The sequence below is a fragment of the uncultured Halorubrum sp. genome, from assembly GCF_937146585.1.
Taxonomy (GTDB): domain Archaea; phylum Halobacteriota; class Halobacteria; order Halobacteriales; family Haloferacaceae; genus Halorubrum; species Halorubrum miltondacostae.
On record NZ_CAKZRO010000026.1, the window covers coordinates 1 to 15,310 of the forward strand.

A 15,310-nucleotide genomic window follows, 5' to 3' on the forward strand; every position below is an offset into this window, starting at 1 on the left:
CGATCTCCGGGTTATGAGCCCGGCGGAATCTCCTGGCTATCCCATCCCGCTATCGTAGCACAATCGCGTGTGACTGTTAAGGGTTCTGATCCCGCCGCCGGTGTGCGATTCGTCCACGCGTCGACGGCGCGGAGCCGCCCCTGCGCCGCCGCCCGAATCGACCGTCTACGCGGCCGGGTTACGCTTCCCTCGCCGTTCTCCGAGGGCGCTGCGACGGTCCCGATCCCCATCCGCAGCGCGGGGACAGCCGCGACGGCGAAGCCGAACGCCACCACCCCCGATCGGAACCGCGTCCCCCGCAGACCGCCGGCCCGGCGGACCCGTCGCCCGGTCCGGGTGATTTCGCGGGCGACTGACAAAAGGGTCCCGCGACCACCCCTCCCTTGCGCCGGCCGCAAAGGATATTACACATCATCGATAGTGACAGACGATGTATAAGCCGCTGTTGACGACCGACTTTCTGGACCGGGCGCGGCGACACTACGCCGACGAGGAGGCGGTTCTCGCCGTCGACGGGACGCGGTACACCTACGCCGAACTCGGCGAGCGCGCCGACCGCTTCTCCGCCGCGCTCCAGGCGCGCGGCATCGAGAAGGGCGACCGGGTCGCGGTGTTGGACCCGAACACGCACTACCACCTGGAGGCCGCCTACGGCGCGATGCAGGTCGGCGCGATCCACGCGCCGCTGAACTACCGGCTCACGCCGAGCGACTTCTCGTACATGCTCTCCGACGCGGGCGTCGACGCCATCTACGCCGACGCCGAGTACGCGGCGAACGTCGAGGCGATCCGCGACGAGGTGCCGACCGAGACGTTCCTCACGAACGACGTCGACGCGGTCGAGGGCGACTGGGAGTCGTTCGACGCCGCGCTCGACGACGCGGACCCGGACGCCTACGAGCGCCCGGAGATGGACGAGGACGAGGTGATCACGATCAACTACACCTCGGGGACCACCGGCGACCCGAAGGGCGTCTGCCGCACTCACCGCGCCGAGACGCTCCACGCCTACCTCATCTCGATCCATCAGGAGATCACCGACGAGGACGTCTACCTCTGGACGCTGCCGATGTTCCACGTCAACGGGTGGGGACACATCTACGCGATCACGGGGGCCGGCGCCCGCCACGTCTGTACCCGCGGGGTCGACGTCGCCGAGGCGTTCGACCGGATCCGCGGGGAGGACGTGTCGTACTTCTGTGCGGCCCCGACCGTCCTCAACATGCTCGGCGACCACTACGCCGAGCACGGCGGCGCGACGACCGGCGACAACGACGTGCGGGTCGCCACCGCGGGCGCGGCGCCGCCGGAGGCGACGATCCGCACCGTCGAGGAGGAGTTCGGCTGGGAGCTCAAACACGTGTACGGCGCGACCGAGACGGGCCCGCTCATCACCACCTCGGACGCCAAGCGCCACTTCGAAGCGGGTTCGGACGACCGCTTCGCGGTGAAGAAGACGCAGGGGATCGGCTACCTCGGCACCGACGTGCGCGTCGTCGACGAGAACGGTGAGGACGTGGCCGCCGACGGCGAGACGATCGGCGAGATCGTCGTGCGCGGCAACCAGGTGATGGACCGCTACTGGAACAAGCCGGAGGCCACCGAGCAGGCGTTCTCCGATCGCTTGGAGGGCTACTACCACATGGGCGACCTGGCCGTCGTCGACGAAGACGGGTTCATCTCGATCCAGGACCGGAAGAAGGACATCATCATCTCCGGCGGGGAGAACATCTCCTCGATCGAGTTGGAGGACACCCTCTTCGAGCACGACGTCGTCTCCGACGTGGCCGTCATCCCCGCGCCGGACGAGCGCTGGGGCGAGACGCCGAAGGCGTTCGTCGTCCCCGAGAGCGGCGATCCGGACGACGCGGGCGCGACCCCCGAGGAGCTGAAGGCGTTCGTCCGCGAGCGCGTCGCCGACTACAAGACGCCCGGCGAGGTGGAGTTCGTCGCCGAACTCCCGACGACCGCGACCGGGAAGATACAGAAGTACGAGCTGCGCGAGCGCGAGTGGGACGAGGAGGACCGGATGGTCGGGGAGGGGTAGTCGACGCGCCGCTCAGTCCCGGTCGGCGTCTGTCTCGTCCGGCTCGTCCGCGTCGGCGCGCTCGGTGTCGCCGCCGTCGACCGAACCGCCTCCGTCTCGAGCGTCGCTCCCGTCGTCGGGTCCGCCACCGTCGCGGGAGTCGCCGAGCCGGTCGGTGTCGATGCTCACGCCCGGCGGCGTGACGACGAGGAAGCCGCGGAAGTGCATCAGCTCGCCGTCCATGTCCTTCACGTCGCGGGCGAAACCGGCTGCGAGCTCGTTGAGGTCCCCCTCGATCGACAGCACCAGCGTGTTCCCGTAGTCGACGCTGCGGACCCACTCCTCCGGATCGGTCGTGCCGTCCAAGACGCCGAGGACGACGTCGCCGGCCGCCGCGAACGCCTCATCCATCTTCGCCTCGGCGTCCCGCAGGTCGAGGTCCCAGTCGCTCATACGTGGGCGTCGACAGGGGACGGCAAAAGGGTTCGGGAGCGAGGCCGCTCCCCGCCCTGACGCCCGCCGCGTCGCGGAGTCGTTAAGTGCGCTCCGACCCCAGCGGACGCTATGGAACGGACGCGACGGTCCCTGCTCGCGAGTGCGGCGTCGGTCGGCGTCGTCGGCGCGGCGGGGTGTCTCGGCGGCGGCGGCACTTCCCTCGACCTCAGCGGCGTCGAACTCGACACGGGCGAGTACGACTGCGAGTTGGAGGAGTCGTCGGACCCGGACCTCGACTACCGACCGACGCTCGGGAACCCCGAGTCGGACGTGGTCGTCCAGGTGTTCGAGGACTTCACCTGTGGCCACTGCGCGAGCTACACGCTCGACCACTTCCCGGCGATCCGCGAGGAGTACGTCGAACCCGGCGAGATCCGGTACGAACACTGGGACTGGCCGATTCCGGTGAACGAGACGTGGGCAGTCCCCGTCGCGAGCGCGGCCCGCGGCGTCGGCGCGCGCCACGGCGACGAGGCGTTCTTCGAGTTCGCCTCGGCAGCCTACGAGTCGCAGGGGAGCTACAGCGGGGAGGCGATCGGCGCCGCCGCCGAGGCCGCGGGCGCGGACCCCTGCGCGGCGATGTCGGACGCGCGCTACGCGACCTACGGAGAGGCGTCGGCGGACGACAGATCCGAGGGCGCGTCGATGGGCGTCGAGGGGACGCCGACCATCTTCGTGAACGGGAGCCCGGTCGAGGAGGGGTACGCCGCGGAGTCGATCGCCGCGGCGATAGACGCCGAGCTCTGAGGCCCGCGGCGGGGACGTCCCGCTTCCCGTGCCGTCTCTCGGAGCGTCGATCTTTTGCCCGTCCGCCCCGATTTATAAGCAATGAGCGAGGCCGACGGACTCGTCGCTCCCGCCGCCGACACCGACGGTCCTAGCGGCGGCGACGCCGGCGACCGGCGTCGGCTCGGCGCGGTCGTCCTCGCGGTGCTGATCTCGCAGGTCCTCCTCTACCCCGGCGTGCCGGCCCTCGTCGTCGCGCTCGGCGCACCGGCCGGTATCGACGCCGGCATGTGGTTCCTCGTCGCGGAGTTCGGCGCGTTCGTGACGTTCGCCGTCGTCTGGGGCGCGCTCTCGGACGCGCTCGGGAGGCGGACCCCGCTGATCGTGGTCGGCGCGCTCGGCGGCGCGGCCTCGTACGTCGCGCTCGCGTCGCTGCCGGGACTCGGGCTCGGCTTCGAGGCCGCGCTCCTCGTCAGGGCCGTCGGGGGCGCGCTCACCATCGGCGCGTTCTCCCTCTCGATCACGCTCTTGATGGACCTCCGCGGCGGCAACGGCCGCAACATGGGGACCGCAGGGCTCGCCATCGGGCTCGGCGCGGCCGTCGGCTCGGTCGTCGGCGGCTCGCTCGCGGACCTCGGCGCGCTCTACCCGGTGTACGCCGGCGCGGTCGTGTTGGCCGCCGCGGGGCTGCTCGCCGCGACCGTCGACGACCGGGCGGGCACAACGAGTACGAGCGGCTCGGCAACCGAGTCCGCCGACGCCGGCTTCCGCGACGTGCTCGCCCGCGCCCGGACGACCCCCGGGCTCCTCGTGCCGCTCGCGTTCGGCTTCGTCGACCGGCTGACGGCCGGCTTCTTCGCGCTCGTCGGCGTGTACTACTTCCAGGACCCGGCGACGTTCGGGCTGTCGGCGGCCGGCGCGGGCGCGACGCTCGCGCTCTTCTTCGTCCCCTTCGCGCTGCTCCAGTCGCCGTTCGGCGCGCTCTCGGACCGGATCGGTCGCTTCCTCCCCGTGGTGGCCGGGTCGCTGGCGTACGGCGTCGTCACGGTCGGCGTCGGCGTCGCGCCCGTATATCCGCTCGCGGCGGGTCTGATGGTGTGCGTCGGCGTCTGCGGCGCGCTGATGGCCCCCGCGACGATGGCGCTCGTCACCGACCTCGTCGAGCCGGAGGTCCGCGGCGCGGCGATGGGGCTGTTCAACGTGTTCGGCTCGCTCGGCTTCCTCACCGGCTTCCTCATCGGCGGGAGCGCCACGGAGACGTTCGGCTACACGCCCGCGTTCCTCGCCGTCGGCGGGCTGGAGCTGGCCATCGCGCTCGCGCTGCTGCCGGCGGTCCGGTCGATCTCGCCCGGGGCCGGCGTGGTGGGACGGATCGGCGCGGAGGGGTGAGAGGCCGGTCCCGCGCTCTCCGTCAGAGCCGCCGCCGCGTGCGAGCGACCGCCCGCTCCGAGGCGAGTCCTTTTACCGGGCGCGGGACCTGCGTTCGCGTAACCGATGGACCTCCTCGTGGTCGGCGCCGGCGAGATCGGACGCTGGGTCGCCGACACCGTCGCGGCCGACGACGCGCCGGTCGACGCGAGCGTCGCGTTCGCCGACCGCGAACCCGCCGTCGCGGGCGACGCCGCCGCGGACCGCGACGCGCGGACGGTCGACGCCGACGGCGACTCCACCCACGACGCCGTCTGTCTCGCGGTGCCGATGTCGGCGGTCCCCGCGGCGGTCGAGGCGTACGCGCCCCGCGCCGAGGAGGCGATCGTCGACGTCTCGGGCGAGATGACCGACGCGCTCGCGGCGATGCGCGAGCACGCCGCCGACCTCGAGCGCGCGAGCTACCACCCGCTGTTCGCCCCGCCGCGCGTCCCGGGGAACGTCGCGGTCGTCGTCGACGAGGGCGGCCCGACGGTCGACGGGCTCACCGCCTCGGTCGAGGCGGGCGGCAACGACGTGTTCGAGACGACCGCGGACGAACACGACGCGGCGATGGAGACGGTCCAGGCGGGCGCGCACGCCGCGGTGCTCGCGTGGCGGCTCGCCGCGGACCCGGTCCGCGAGGAGTTCCACACGCCGGTCTCGGCCGCGCTGGAGGAGGTCGCCGACACGGTGACCGAGGGCTCGCCCGCGGTGTACGCGGAGATCCAGCGCGCCTTCGACGGCGCGGACGACGTGGCCGACGCCGCGGCGGAGATCGCCGCGGCCGACGACGAGGCGTTCGCCGCCCTCTACGAGCGCGCTCGCGGCGACCGCGAGGGGCGAGACCGGCTGGAGTGAGACGACGCGAAGCAGACGAGAAACCCATGATCGACAGAACCGCGGTCCGGAACAACGCGAACTACCTGCGCAACGTCAGACCGATCGACCCCGAGGAGATCGCCGAGTACATCGAGGGGACGCCGCACCCGGCGGTCGTCCGCGAGACGCTCCGCGAGGAGGCGTTCGACCTCCGGCTCCGCGAGCGCGACGACGGGGCGTTCGTCCCCGTCCCGGAGGCCCCGGTCGACCCGCCGGGCTGGGACCCCGAGGCGCTGCCGGAGGCGTACTCGTTCGCGCTGGAGGACCTGCTGGTCCGCGAGTACGGGGCGAACTGGCACCGCGGGGAGTCCGGCGACGAGCTCCGCGAGCGGGTCCGCCGGCTGAAGAGCGACTACCTCTACGAGAACGAGGTCGAGTACGACCGCGTCGCGGCGCTCGGCTACGCGATCTACCACCTCCCCGCGTACTACGCGACGGTCGGCCACGTCCTCGACGACCTGACCCAGAACGGCCTGCTCGACCGGACGCTCCGCGTGCTCGACGTGGGCGCGGGCGTTGGCGGCCCCGCCCTCGGCCTCCACGACTACCTCCCCGGCGACGCGGTCGTCGAGTACCACGCCGTCGAGCCGAGCGCCGCCACCGGCGTCCTCGAACGGCTGTTAGAGGAGACCGGCCGCAACTTCCGGACGACGGTCCACGAGACGACGGCCGAGGCGTTCCTCGGGACCGACGGGGACGGCGAGGGAACCGCCCCCGACGCCGCCGACCCCGCGACCGACGACCCCTTCGACCTCGTGCTGTTCGGCAACGTGCTCTCGGAGCTGGCCGATCCCGTCGCGGTCGCCGACGCCGCGCTCGACGCGCTCGCGTCCGACGGGAGCCTCGTGGCGTTCGCGCCCGCCGACCGGAACACCGCGATCGGGCTCCGGCGGGTCGAGCGGTCGCTCGTCGCGGGCGAGGAGGACGACGTCGGACCGGGACGCGACGCCGAGATCTACTCGCCGGCGCTCCGGCTGTGGCCCGACGCGGTCCCGACGGACCCCGGCTGGTCGTTCGACGTCGCGCCCGACCTCGCGGTCCCGCCGTTCCAGCGCCGGCTCGACGGGGCGGCGACCCGCGGCGAGACCGACGAGCCCGGCGAGTTCGTCAACGTCGACGTCCAGTTCGCCTACTCGATCCTCCGCCCCGACGGGCGGCGGCGCGTCGACATCGAGGCGAGCGCGGAGCGCTGCGCGCGCATGGCCGAGTCCGAGCGCCACGTCACCGACCGGGTGAACCTGCTCGCGGTGAAGCTGAGCCACGACCTGAGCGAGGGGGGCAACGCGCTCTACCGCGTCGGCGACGGCTCGCAGGCGACCGACCACTACCTCGTCTGTACCCGCGAGACGGCGCTGAACCGCGACCTCCGCGAGGCGGGCTACGGGGCGGTGGTCTTCGTCGAGAACGGGCTCGTCCTCTGGAACGAGGACGAGGGCGCGTACAACGTCGTCGTCGACGACGAGACGGTCGTCGACCTCGTCGCGCCCTGAGCGGTCGCGGGCGCTGGCGCGACGGTCCCGAGCGCCGCGACTCAGTCGCCGGTGACGGGCTCGATCAGGTCGGGCGCGTCGACGCTCGGCGAGTTCACCCGCGTCGACACCGGGTGCGCGGTGAGGTCGTCGCTCGGGTACGGGTCGAGCAGCGCGGCGGCCTCGTCGGCGTCCCCCTCGAGCCACGTCTCCTCCTCGCCCGCGTCGGGGTCGAGTATCACCGCCATCCGGTGGTGGAGGTCCGCCACGAGGTCGTTCGGCTCGGTGGTGACGATCGAGAACGTCTCGACCGCGTCCGGGTCGTCGCCCGTCTCGCCGTCCTCGGTCCCGCCGCCGAACGCGCCGAGCCCCGTCTGGGTCGTCTCCGGCGTCGGCGGCTCCCACCGCTCGTAGATCCCGGCCATCGCGAACGGCCGGTCGTCGTCGAACGCGACGCGGTACGGCGTCTTCCCGCTCTCGCCGTCGCCGCCGACCCACTCGTAGAAACCGTCGGCGGGGACGAGACAGCGCCGGCGCTCGAAGGCGTCGGCGAAGCTCCGCTTCTCGCGGACCGTCTCCGCGCGGGCGTTGATCAGGTCGAACGACTCCTCCGCCCACGACGGGGTCAGCCCCCACTCCATCCGGGTCGCTTCGCCGGGGTCCCGGTCCGGGATCACCGGCAGCGACTGTCCCGGGGCGCAGTTGTAGCTCGGTTCGCGGTCGCCGAAGTCCGCGTCGAACCGGGCCTCGAGGTCGGCGGTCGGCGTGAAGAGGGTGTAGCGGCCGCACATACCGCAGGGTTGTGACGGGAGGTACTTAGTCCCGCGACGATCGCTCCGGGAGCAGGTCCCACCGGTCGGCGATGACCCCGTCGACCCCGGCCGCGAGGAGCCGCCCCGCGTCGTCCCGGTCGGCCGCGGTCCACGCGTTCACCGCGAGCCCGGCCTCGTGCGCCGTCGCCACGAACCCCGGCTCGGTCGCGAGGTCGATCGGTGGGTGGAGCGCGACGCAGCCGAGGTCGGTCGCCGCGTCGACCGCGCGCTCGGCGTTCCCGTCCGCGACGAGCAGCGCGCGCGCCGCCTCGGGGTCGCGGTCCCGCAGCGTATCCAGCGCCTCGGGGTGGAACGACGAGAACAGCACGTCGTTCGCCGCCCGTCGGGCCGCGTCGAGCGCGTCGCCCGCGACGGCCGACTCCTTGACCTCGACGTTGACGACGAGGTCGTCGGGCGCGGCGTCGAGGGCCTCGTCGAGCCGCGGGATCGGCTCTCCGGACCCGAGGACGGCCAGGTCGCGGAGTTCGTCGTAGTCGGCGTCCGCGACCGAGCCGGACGCGCCGGTCAGTCGCCCGAGGTCCGCGTCGTGGACGACGACGACCTCGCCGCTCCCGCACCGCCGCACGTCGATCTCGACGGCGTCGACGTGCGGCGCCGCGCGCTCGATCGCTCCGACCGTGTTCTCCGGGTACTGGGCCGCGCAGCCGCGGTGCCCGATCAGCGTGACGTCGTCGGGATCGGTCCGGGTCATCGCCGCGCTCGCGCCTCGCCCTCCCGTCGGTTCGCTCGCTCGCTCACGCACGGCCCTCGGGCCCGGACCGTGTTAGCTCTTCGTCGGTCGCGGCCGCGCGGTCGCTCCCGTCGGCTTTTTAGCTACGCGTCGCGCCGGAACGGACATGCGCATCGAGAACAGCTTCATCCCCGTCGAGGGGGTGGGCGAGACGACCGAACGACGCCTCTGGGGGCGGGGCGTCACCACGTGGGAGGAGTTCGACCCCGGGGTCGACGTCGCGGGCGTCGGGGCGACCACCGCGGACCGGATCGAGTCGTTCATCGCGGAGGCGCTGACGCGGCTCGACGACGGCGATTCCGCCTACTTCGACCGCGAGTTCCCCTCCGGCGAGCGCTGGCGGCTCTACGAGAACTTCCGCGAGGAGACCTGCTTCTTCGACATCGAGACCACGGGGCTCGACGAGCGGCGCGACCGCGTGACGACGGTCAGCTTCCACCAGGGCGGCGAGACGACGACGCTCGTCGCCGGCGATGACCTCACCGCGCGCCGGCTCCGCGAGCAGTTCGCGGACGCGAGCCTGCTCGCGACGTTCAACGGCGCCCGCTTCGACGTCCCCTTCCTCGAGACCTCCTTCGACGTCGACATCGACACGCCGCACCTCGACCTGATGTACCCGGCGAAGCGGATCGGGCTCTCGGGCGGGCTGAAACCGATCGAGAAGCAGCTGGGGATCGACCGCGACCGCCCGGACATCTCCGGCCGCGACGCGGTGCGTCTCTGGCGCGAGTACGAACGCGGGGACGAGGCGGCGCTGGAGACGCTCGTCTCGTACAACCGCGAGGACACCGTCAACCTCCGGGCGCTCGCGGACGCGGTCTGCGAGGCGCTCGACGAGGAACTGTTCGTCGCCGCCCCGGACGGAGACGGCGACTGAGAGGGATCCGACAGTTCGGCGGGTATGGACCGACCGAGTGGCCGTCGCCGAGGTCGTTACCGGCGAAGGACGGTTCCGCTCGAGCCGACGACGACCGCGTCGCCGTCGACGTCGACCGCGTTCAGGTTCTCGCCGGTCGGCGTGTCGAGGACGACCCGGTCGTCGGCGGTGAGCTCCTGGACGACCCCGCCGCTGCCGACGACGTAGCCGGCCTCGCCGGCGGTCTCGACGTCGACGAGGTCGGCGTCGCCGAGGGCGTCGGGCGTCCAGTTCGCGCCGTCGTACGTCAGGAGCGTTCCGTTACCGCCGGAGACGGCGACGTCGTCGGGGGCGTCGCTGTCGAGGCCGTAGAACGTCACGTTCGCGTCCTCGATGCCGATCGCGTTCCACGTGACGCCGTCGCCGGTGGCGAACACGCGCCCGTTCGTGTCGATCGCGTGCCCGCTCCGGGGGCCGTGGAAGTCGATCGCGGGGAGCGCCGAGCCGCTCCCCGGCGTGACGTAGTCCCACGTCCCCGTCGCGCCGTTCTCGAAGCTGTAGTAGATCTTCCCCGAGTCGCCGGCGACGTACACGTTCGCCTCGCCGGCGGAGCCGGTGACCGCGACGGCGTTGTAGTTGTTCGTGTTGTCCATCGGCGCGGAGCGGTCGACGAGCGTGTCCGTCGCGGGGACGTACTCGCCGATCGCGCCGCTGGCACCGACGAACCAGACGCGCTCGCCGTCGTCGGTGACCGACGCGCCGTAGAGGTCGTTCCCGTTCCCGGTCGGGCCGCCGTCGCGGAGCGTCAGCCACCCCTCGTCGGCGGGCGCGGTGAGCACGCCGCCGCCGCCGACCGCGAAGCGACCGGCGTCCGCCGACACCACGTCGTGAAGCGTGCCGTCCGTCTCGGTCTTCTCGACCGTCCAGTCGCTCTCCGCGGCCGCGGCCACGCTTGTCACGCTTCCCGATGCGACGATCGCGCCCAGCCCCGCCAGCGTCGCGCGGCGGGTCGCCGTCAGTGATCGGCTCATGTCGCACCCGCCAGTTGCGGTGCGCCTCGTAAGTGACTTGTGTCAGTTAAACCTGCGTCTGAAATTAATTTGGCTAAATCCGATTTAAACATCAATACGTCGACGTGTCGCGCGCGGCTCCGACCCCCGATGCGGAGTTTGAACGGGCTCACCGAATCGCGGACGCGCCGCCGATCGGTCTCTGACTCTCGGGTCGTCGGAAACTTCGGAGAAAGCTCGAGACCGGCGCGCTCAGGGCTCCTCGTCCGAGACCGACGCCTCCGTCGTCGACGCCGTCTCGGCCGTCACCGTCGCGGACTCCTCGGCGGCCTCCTCTCCGGTAACCCCATCGTCGGCGTCTTCCGCTTCGTCGCCGTCGATGTCGTCCGTATCGGCCTCCGCCGCGTCGTCGGTGTCGGTCTCCGCGCCTTCGTCGCCGCCGGTCCCCGCTTCCTCGTCGTCGCCCCCGTCGTCTCCGTCGTCATCCGTCTGCTCCGTCTCCCGGACCAGCTTCATCTCGCCGCGCGCTCTGAGGGTCCCCTGGATCTCCGCGCCGTCGTACACCACGAGGTCGCCCGCGGAGACGTCTCCGAGCACGCGCGCGCCGCTCTCGACGGTCACGGTCCCGCCGCGGGTCGTCACGTCGCCGTGGATCACCGTGTCCGCGCCCACGGTGACGTCCTCGCGGGCGCGCAGCGAGCCGAACACCTCGTTGCGCTCGCCGACGCGGATCGTCGCCGCGCGGAGGTTGCCGTGGAGCCGGCAGTCGTCGCCGACCGTGGCCGGTGTCGACACACGCCACGCGTCGTCGGAGATCTCGGCGCTCCGCGGTACCAACAGGGGGTCCCGGACGTCGTCGCCGTCGGCGAGCGCCTCCGCCAGCTCGTCGGCCGCGTCGGTCTCGCCGACGCGCAGCAGTTGCGAGAGGACGATGAAGTAGAAGACGATCGTCGGGACCGGGTTGCGGATGACGATCCAGCCGTTGGCCTCGAACCCCTCCTCGATCGTCACGTCGTCGCCGATGTCCAGGTCGCCGGACACCATCAGGCGGCCGGTGACGGTGACTCGCTCGCCGAGGTACGCGTCCTCGCCGACGAGCACGTTGCCGTCGACGGAACACCAAGTGTCGAGCCGGCAGTCGCCCTCGGCCTCGATGTCGTTGGCGACGCGCACGCGCTCGCCGATCGCGACGTTGCGGCCGCGGACGCCGAGCTCGACGCTCGACTGGCCCCCCACGAGCACGTCGCCGTCGACGACGACGTCGTGCTCCTCGACGGTCGTTCCCGAGGGGATAGCGAGCTCCTCTATCGGGCCGTCTCCTCGCAGCGACACACCGGGAGCAGTCGCCCCGACCGTATAAACGGTACGGGGCGTCGGACGAGCGTCGGACGCGAACGCGGGAACCCGCCGCGCGATCCGGACGCCCTCGGGCCCGAGAGAGAATCGCACCCGCGACGAACTCGCTGTCGCGGTGCTTTTCAGTGCGCCGCCGAACGGACACGCATGGGATTCGGATCGTACGACGAGAGCGAACAGAAGGACCAGGACGTCGACACCGACGAGGACGACGCGGTGAACGTCCACGAGAACGACCACGACGGCGAGGTGTCTATCGAGGGCGACGCCGACACCGACGACCTCGTCGGTCGCCTCTCCGAGATGCGCGACGAGGACGACGACTGATCCGCCACTCTCCTGCGACGCGACGCGACTCGCCGCCGACCCGTCTCGGCCGGTGTGCGTATCGATCGCACACCCGATTCGGATTTATCCGTTTCCGCGGCCTGTGGTAATTTATGCCACGGAGGCACAAACTATCGAACCGATCTGGCCGTTCGACGCGGAGTAGCCGTCGGAAACGGACGCGCGGTCTCGGTCGGCTCGCCGCCGCCGACTCGGAAGACAGCGACGCCGAGGACGCGAACGCCGACTCCGCTTCGGGCGCGACGGTCGCGCTCGCTCGCCGCCTCTGCGCGAACGGGAACGAACAGGCCTGCGAGACGCTCGAACGACTCTGCGAGTCCGGTCACGACACCGCCTGTAACGCGATCTGACCGACACCAGCGGTCGACTCGCCGCGGACAGTTTCGATGATGGGTCTCGGGCCCGCCGTCTCCCAGCGTTCGTGCCGCTTATCCCCTCACGTCGAGTATCCGAGCGCATGAGCACGGAGCTGACGTTCACCGACCGCGGGGTCGACGTCGTCTACGAGGGGACCGAGTTCGAACTGGAGAAGACGCTGATCGAGGAGGCGACCGGGAAGTCGTACCGTGACGTCACCGACCACGAGGTCCTGACCATCGTCGCGGAGGACCCCGAACTGGACGGCGAGCCGGTCCGGATCGGCGACGTGTTGTAACCGTCGGTCGCCCGGTCCGCCGCTAGCCAGCATAATCGTAGTTTACCCTTCTCCAGATGCTCCGCCGCCGCCGTTCGAGACGCTCCGGCACGGAGCGACCGCGGTCGTGAGTCGGAGTAAAAAATATATGACGTTAGATCGAACTAACATCTAGAGGTGACGACCCAATGCGACCTCGAACCCGATACCGCGCCGGACGCGGTGTCCACATGCTCGCGACGGTACTGACCGTGAACCTCGGCTTGGCGCGCGAGTCCGCGCCGATCATCGCCGTCGGGGCGGTGCTGCTCGCGACGTTCGTCCCGTTCAGCCGGCTGCTCGCCGACCGCGTCGGCCACACGCCGGTCGACGAGCGCACCCGCGAGATCACGCGCACGGCCGCCAGCCGCGCCGCGATGCTGCTGTTCGGCGCGTCGCTGGCCGTTTTCCTCCTCGGGTCCCTCCTCGAGGCGACCGGCGGGCTCGCCGGCCTCGCGGCGACCGCTCACGCGCAGGCCCGCGTCGTCGTCGTGTGGGCCGCCGTCGCGATCTGCGCCTCCTCCGTCGCCCACGGCACGCGCGCCTGGGTCCGGCGGCGGGGCGTGGAGGCCTGACCGTGGAGTTCGACACCCGGATCCGCGAGCTCCGCGAGGAGGCGGGCCTGACGCAGGCCGAGCTCGCCGACCGCGTCGACGTGACGCGACAGACCATCCTCTACGTCGAGAAGGGCGAGTACAACCCCTCGCTGGAGCTCGCGTGGCGGATCGCGCGCGAGTTCGACGCCGGAATCGAGGACGTGTTCGAGCTCCCCGAGCGCGCGCGGTCCTGACCCGTCCGTCCGCCTCTCGGCGGCGGTTCCCTTACTCCGCCGAGACCAGCTTGTAGCCGCCGCCGTCGGTCTCGCCGTCGTCGGGGTCCGGCGCGCGCTCCGCGTAGTAGACGTCGCCGTCGACGACGCGCGGCGCGCTCGTCACCCACCCGTCGTGGTCGACCCGCCACACCTCCTCGCCGGAGCCGGCCTCCAGCGCGTAGAGGGTGCTGTCCTTCGACCCCGTCAGCACGCGGTCGCCGACGACCGTCGCGCAGCCGGTCAACGGGGCTCCGGTCCGGAAGCGCCACTCCACCTCGCCCGTCGACGCGTCGAGCGCGTACAGGTGGTAGTCGTGGCTCCCCATGTACACCACGTCGCGCTCGGGGTCGATCGCGGGCCCCGTCATCGAGAGGTTGCCCGTCTCGAAGTGCCAGTCCTCCTCGCCGGTCTCGAGGTCGACCCGATACACGTTGAAGTCCCACGAGCCGAAGAAGGCGGCGCCGTCGTACGCCGCGATCGGCCCCTTGATCTCGCCGTTGTTCTCGCTCGGGGGATCGGTCGCGAACCGCCACTGGAACTCAAGATCCGGGAAGCTCCAGCAGTAGAGGTAGCCGCCGTTCGACCCGCGCACCATCCGCCCGGCGTCGAGCGAGATGGCGGGCGAGGAGTGCGGGTGGTCGGTGGGTCGGTGCTTCGGCTCCCCCCAGGTCACGTCGCCGGTCTCCGCGTCGACCGCGAACATCCGCCCCTCCGGGTCGTAGAACTCGACGGAGCCGTACAGCTCGCCGCCGTAGTACAGCGGGCTCGACCCGATCGCGTCGCCGAGGTCCGTCGACCACTCCAGCTCCCCGGAGTCGAGCGCGAACGCGTAGAGGACGCCGTCGTACGCGCCGATGTACGCGCGACCGTCCGCGACCGCCGGCGTCCCGTGGATCCCGCGGCCGTCCGCGTCGGTCTCCCCGCGCCACCGCACGTCGCCGTCGGCCGTTATCGACAGCAGGTCGCCGGTGTCGCCCGGCAGGAGGACGCCCCCGTCGGGGTGCGGCACCGCGTTGGCCTTCGCCGCGCGGTGTTCCCCGGTGTTGACCTCGGGGATCCGCCGCGCCTCCTCGACCGCGTCGGGCACCGTCTCGTCGGGGTAGTAGCCCCCCGCTCCAGCGAGCCGCGGAACTGCGCGACCCCCGGCGGGAACGTCTGTGCGGTCGAGCCGCCGCCTCCGGAGTCGGGCCCGCCGCGGTCGACGTCCGCGTCCACGGGCGGGCCGCTCCGGGAAGCACAGCCGGCGGCCGCGCCGGTCGTCGTCGCGCCGACCGCCGCGAGCCACTCGCGTCGAGGGAAACCGTCGGTTATCGAGGTAGCCGTCGGACCGGGGTCGCTTTAGTGTGACGACCGCGCCGATCCCGGGCGCGGTCGTGCGTCCCGACCGGACGACTTTTTCCCACGGTGGCCGAAGTCGTGGGTATGAACATCGGATTCGACATCGGAGCGAACGTCCCGTCCGCCGTGTTCGCGCTCCACGCCGTCATCGCCGTCGTGTTCCTCGGCTTCGCCGGCCTGAACGGCGCGAACGGCGAGGTGATCGGCCTGACGCTGTACCTCGCGATGGCGGGGATGGTCTCGCTCGTGGGCGTGCTGGCCGGTCGGATCGTCTCGCGACGCTGATCTGCCCGACGAAGCCGTCGCTCGCGGTGTTGCTCGCGATAGCAGAGAGTGGGGCCGGAGGGATT

Annotated in this window: 17 protein-coding genes; 11 read left to right on the forward strand and 6 right to left on the reverse strand. The window is 71.6% G+C overall.

The genetic code is table 11. The features are described from left to right. The first annotated feature begins 430 nt into the window (after positions 1-430). On the forward strand, positions 431-2,047 hold the full coding sequence (locus Q0116_RS02485) for a long-chain-fatty-acid--CoA ligase (RefSeq protein WP_297885197.1): 1,617 nt from the start codon (positions 431-433) through the stop codon (positions 2,045-2,047). 12 nt (positions 2,048-2,059) lie between these two features. On the opposite strand, the gene Q0116_RS02490 is transcribed toward Q0116_RS02485, so the two are convergent. Further along, the gene (locus tag Q0116_RS02490; RefSeq protein WP_297885199.1) at positions 2,060-2,479 is read right to left on the reverse strand and encodes a DUF5779 family protein; all 420 of its coding nucleotides are present in this window, start codon (positions 2,477-2,479) and stop codon (positions 2,060-2,062) included. A gap of 111 nt (positions 2,480-2,590) precedes the next feature. On the opposite strand from Q0116_RS02490, the gene Q0116_RS02495 reads away from it, so the two are divergent. The 4 genes from Q0116_RS02495 (at position 2,591) to Q0116_RS02510 (ending at position 7,026) form a co-directional block, all read left to right on the forward strand. Beyond that, on the forward strand, positions 2,591-3,268 hold the full coding sequence (locus tag Q0116_RS02495; protein WP_297885201.1) for a DsbA family protein: 678 nt from the start codon (positions 2,591-2,593) through the stop codon (positions 3,266-3,268). Between the two features lie 81 nt (positions 3,269-3,349). Then, positions 3,350-4,636, forward strand: coding sequence for an MFS transporter (locus Q0116_RS02500; RefSeq protein ID WP_297885203.1), 1,287 nt, complete (start codon positions 3,350-3,352; stop codon positions 4,634-4,636). 105 nt (positions 4,637-4,741) lie between these two features. Then, the gene (locus Q0116_RS02505; RefSeq protein ID WP_297885205.1) at positions 4,742-5,515 is read left to right on the forward strand and encodes a prephenate dehydrogenase; all 774 of its coding nucleotides are present in this window, start codon (positions 4,742-4,744) and stop codon (positions 5,513-5,515) included. 26 nt (positions 5,516-5,541) lie between these two features. Continuing rightward, positions 5,542-7,026: a small ribosomal subunit Rsm22 family protein gene (locus tag Q0116_RS02510; RefSeq protein WP_297885207.1), complete on the forward strand. Its 1,485-nt coding sequence runs from the start codon at positions 5,542-5,544 to the stop codon at positions 7,024-7,026. 41 nt (positions 7,027-7,067) lie between these two features. Here Q0116_RS02510 and Q0116_RS02515 read toward each other — a convergent pair whose 3' ends face one another. Both Q0116_RS02515 and Q0116_RS02520 read right to left on the reverse strand, forming a co-directional pair. Beyond that, complete coding sequence (locus Q0116_RS02515) at positions 7,068-7,796, reverse strand: SOS response-associated peptidase (protein ID WP_297885209.1); 729 nt, start codon at positions 7,794-7,796, stop codon at positions 7,068-7,070. A 25-nt stretch (positions 7,797-7,821) separates the two neighbouring features. Continuing rightward, positions 7,822-8,529: a glycerophosphodiester phosphodiesterase gene (locus Q0116_RS02520; protein ID WP_297885211.1), complete on the reverse strand. Its 708-nt coding sequence runs from the start codon at positions 8,527-8,529 to the stop codon at positions 7,822-7,824. A 145-nt stretch (positions 8,530-8,674) separates the two neighbouring features. Here Q0116_RS02520 and Q0116_RS02525 point away from each other — a divergent pair, with 145 nt between their 5' ends. Then, entirely contained in the window at positions 8,675-9,445 is a 771-nt protein-coding gene (locus Q0116_RS02525; protein WP_297885213.1) for a ribonuclease H-like domain-containing protein, read from the forward strand. Between the two features lie 56 nt (positions 9,446-9,501). On the opposite strand, the gene Q0116_RS02530 is transcribed toward Q0116_RS02525, so the two are convergent. Together Q0116_RS02530 and Q0116_RS02535 are read right to left on the reverse strand one after the other, a co-directional pair. After that, on the reverse strand, positions 9,502-10,383 hold the full coding sequence (locus Q0116_RS02530) for a hypothetical protein (protein WP_308214391.1): 882 nt from the start codon (positions 10,381-10,383) through the stop codon (positions 9,502-9,504). Positions 10,384-10,686: 303 nt separating this feature from the next. Next, entirely contained in the window at positions 10,687-11,766 is a 1,080-nt protein-coding gene (locus tag Q0116_RS02535) for a polymer-forming cytoskeletal protein (RefSeq protein ID WP_297885217.1), read from the reverse strand. Between the two features lie 171 nt (positions 11,767-11,937). On the opposite strand from Q0116_RS02535, the gene Q0116_RS02540 reads away from it, so the two are divergent. The 4 genes from Q0116_RS02540 to Q0116_RS02555 all read left to right on the forward strand — a co-directional run bounded on the left by Q0116_RS02540 (position 11,938) and on the right by Q0116_RS02555 (position 13,601). Beyond that, positions 11,938-12,117 carry a DUF5786 family protein gene (locus Q0116_RS02540; RefSeq protein WP_049929958.1) on the forward strand — a complete coding sequence of 60 codons (180 nt, stop codon included), beginning with the start codon at positions 11,938-11,940 and terminating at the stop codon, positions 12,115-12,117. A gap of 478 nt (positions 12,118-12,595) precedes the next feature. Next, entirely contained in the window at positions 12,596-12,793 is a 198-nt protein-coding gene (locus Q0116_RS02545) for a DUF5800 family protein (RefSeq protein ID WP_149798593.1), read from the forward strand. 209 nt (positions 12,794-13,002) lie between these two features. Next, a complete protein-coding gene (locus tag Q0116_RS02550) occupies positions 13,003-13,386 on the forward strand; it encodes a hypothetical protein (RefSeq protein ID WP_297885224.1) in 384 nt (127 codons plus the stop codon). A gap of 2 nt (positions 13,387-13,388) precedes the next feature. Next, positions 13,389-13,601, forward strand: a complete 213-nt coding sequence (locus Q0116_RS02555; protein ID WP_297885226.1) for a helix-turn-helix transcriptional regulator — start codon at positions 13,389-13,391, stop codon at positions 13,599-13,601. 31 nt (positions 13,602-13,632) lie between these two features. Here the strand turns inward: Q0116_RS02555 and Q0116_RS02560 are convergent, their stop codons facing one another. Next, the gene (locus Q0116_RS02560) at positions 13,633-14,709 is read right to left on the reverse strand and encodes a PQQ-binding-like beta-propeller repeat protein (protein WP_297885228.1); all 1,077 of its coding nucleotides are present in this window, start codon (positions 14,707-14,709) and stop codon (positions 13,633-13,635) included. Positions 14,710-15,044: 335 nt separating this feature from the next. On the opposite strand from Q0116_RS02560, the gene Q0116_RS02565 reads away from it, so the two are divergent. Next, a complete protein-coding gene (locus Q0116_RS02565) occupies positions 15,045-15,245 on the forward strand; it encodes a hypothetical protein (protein WP_297885230.1) in 201 nt (66 codons plus the stop codon). Positions 15,246-15,310: the final 65 nt, after the last annotated feature.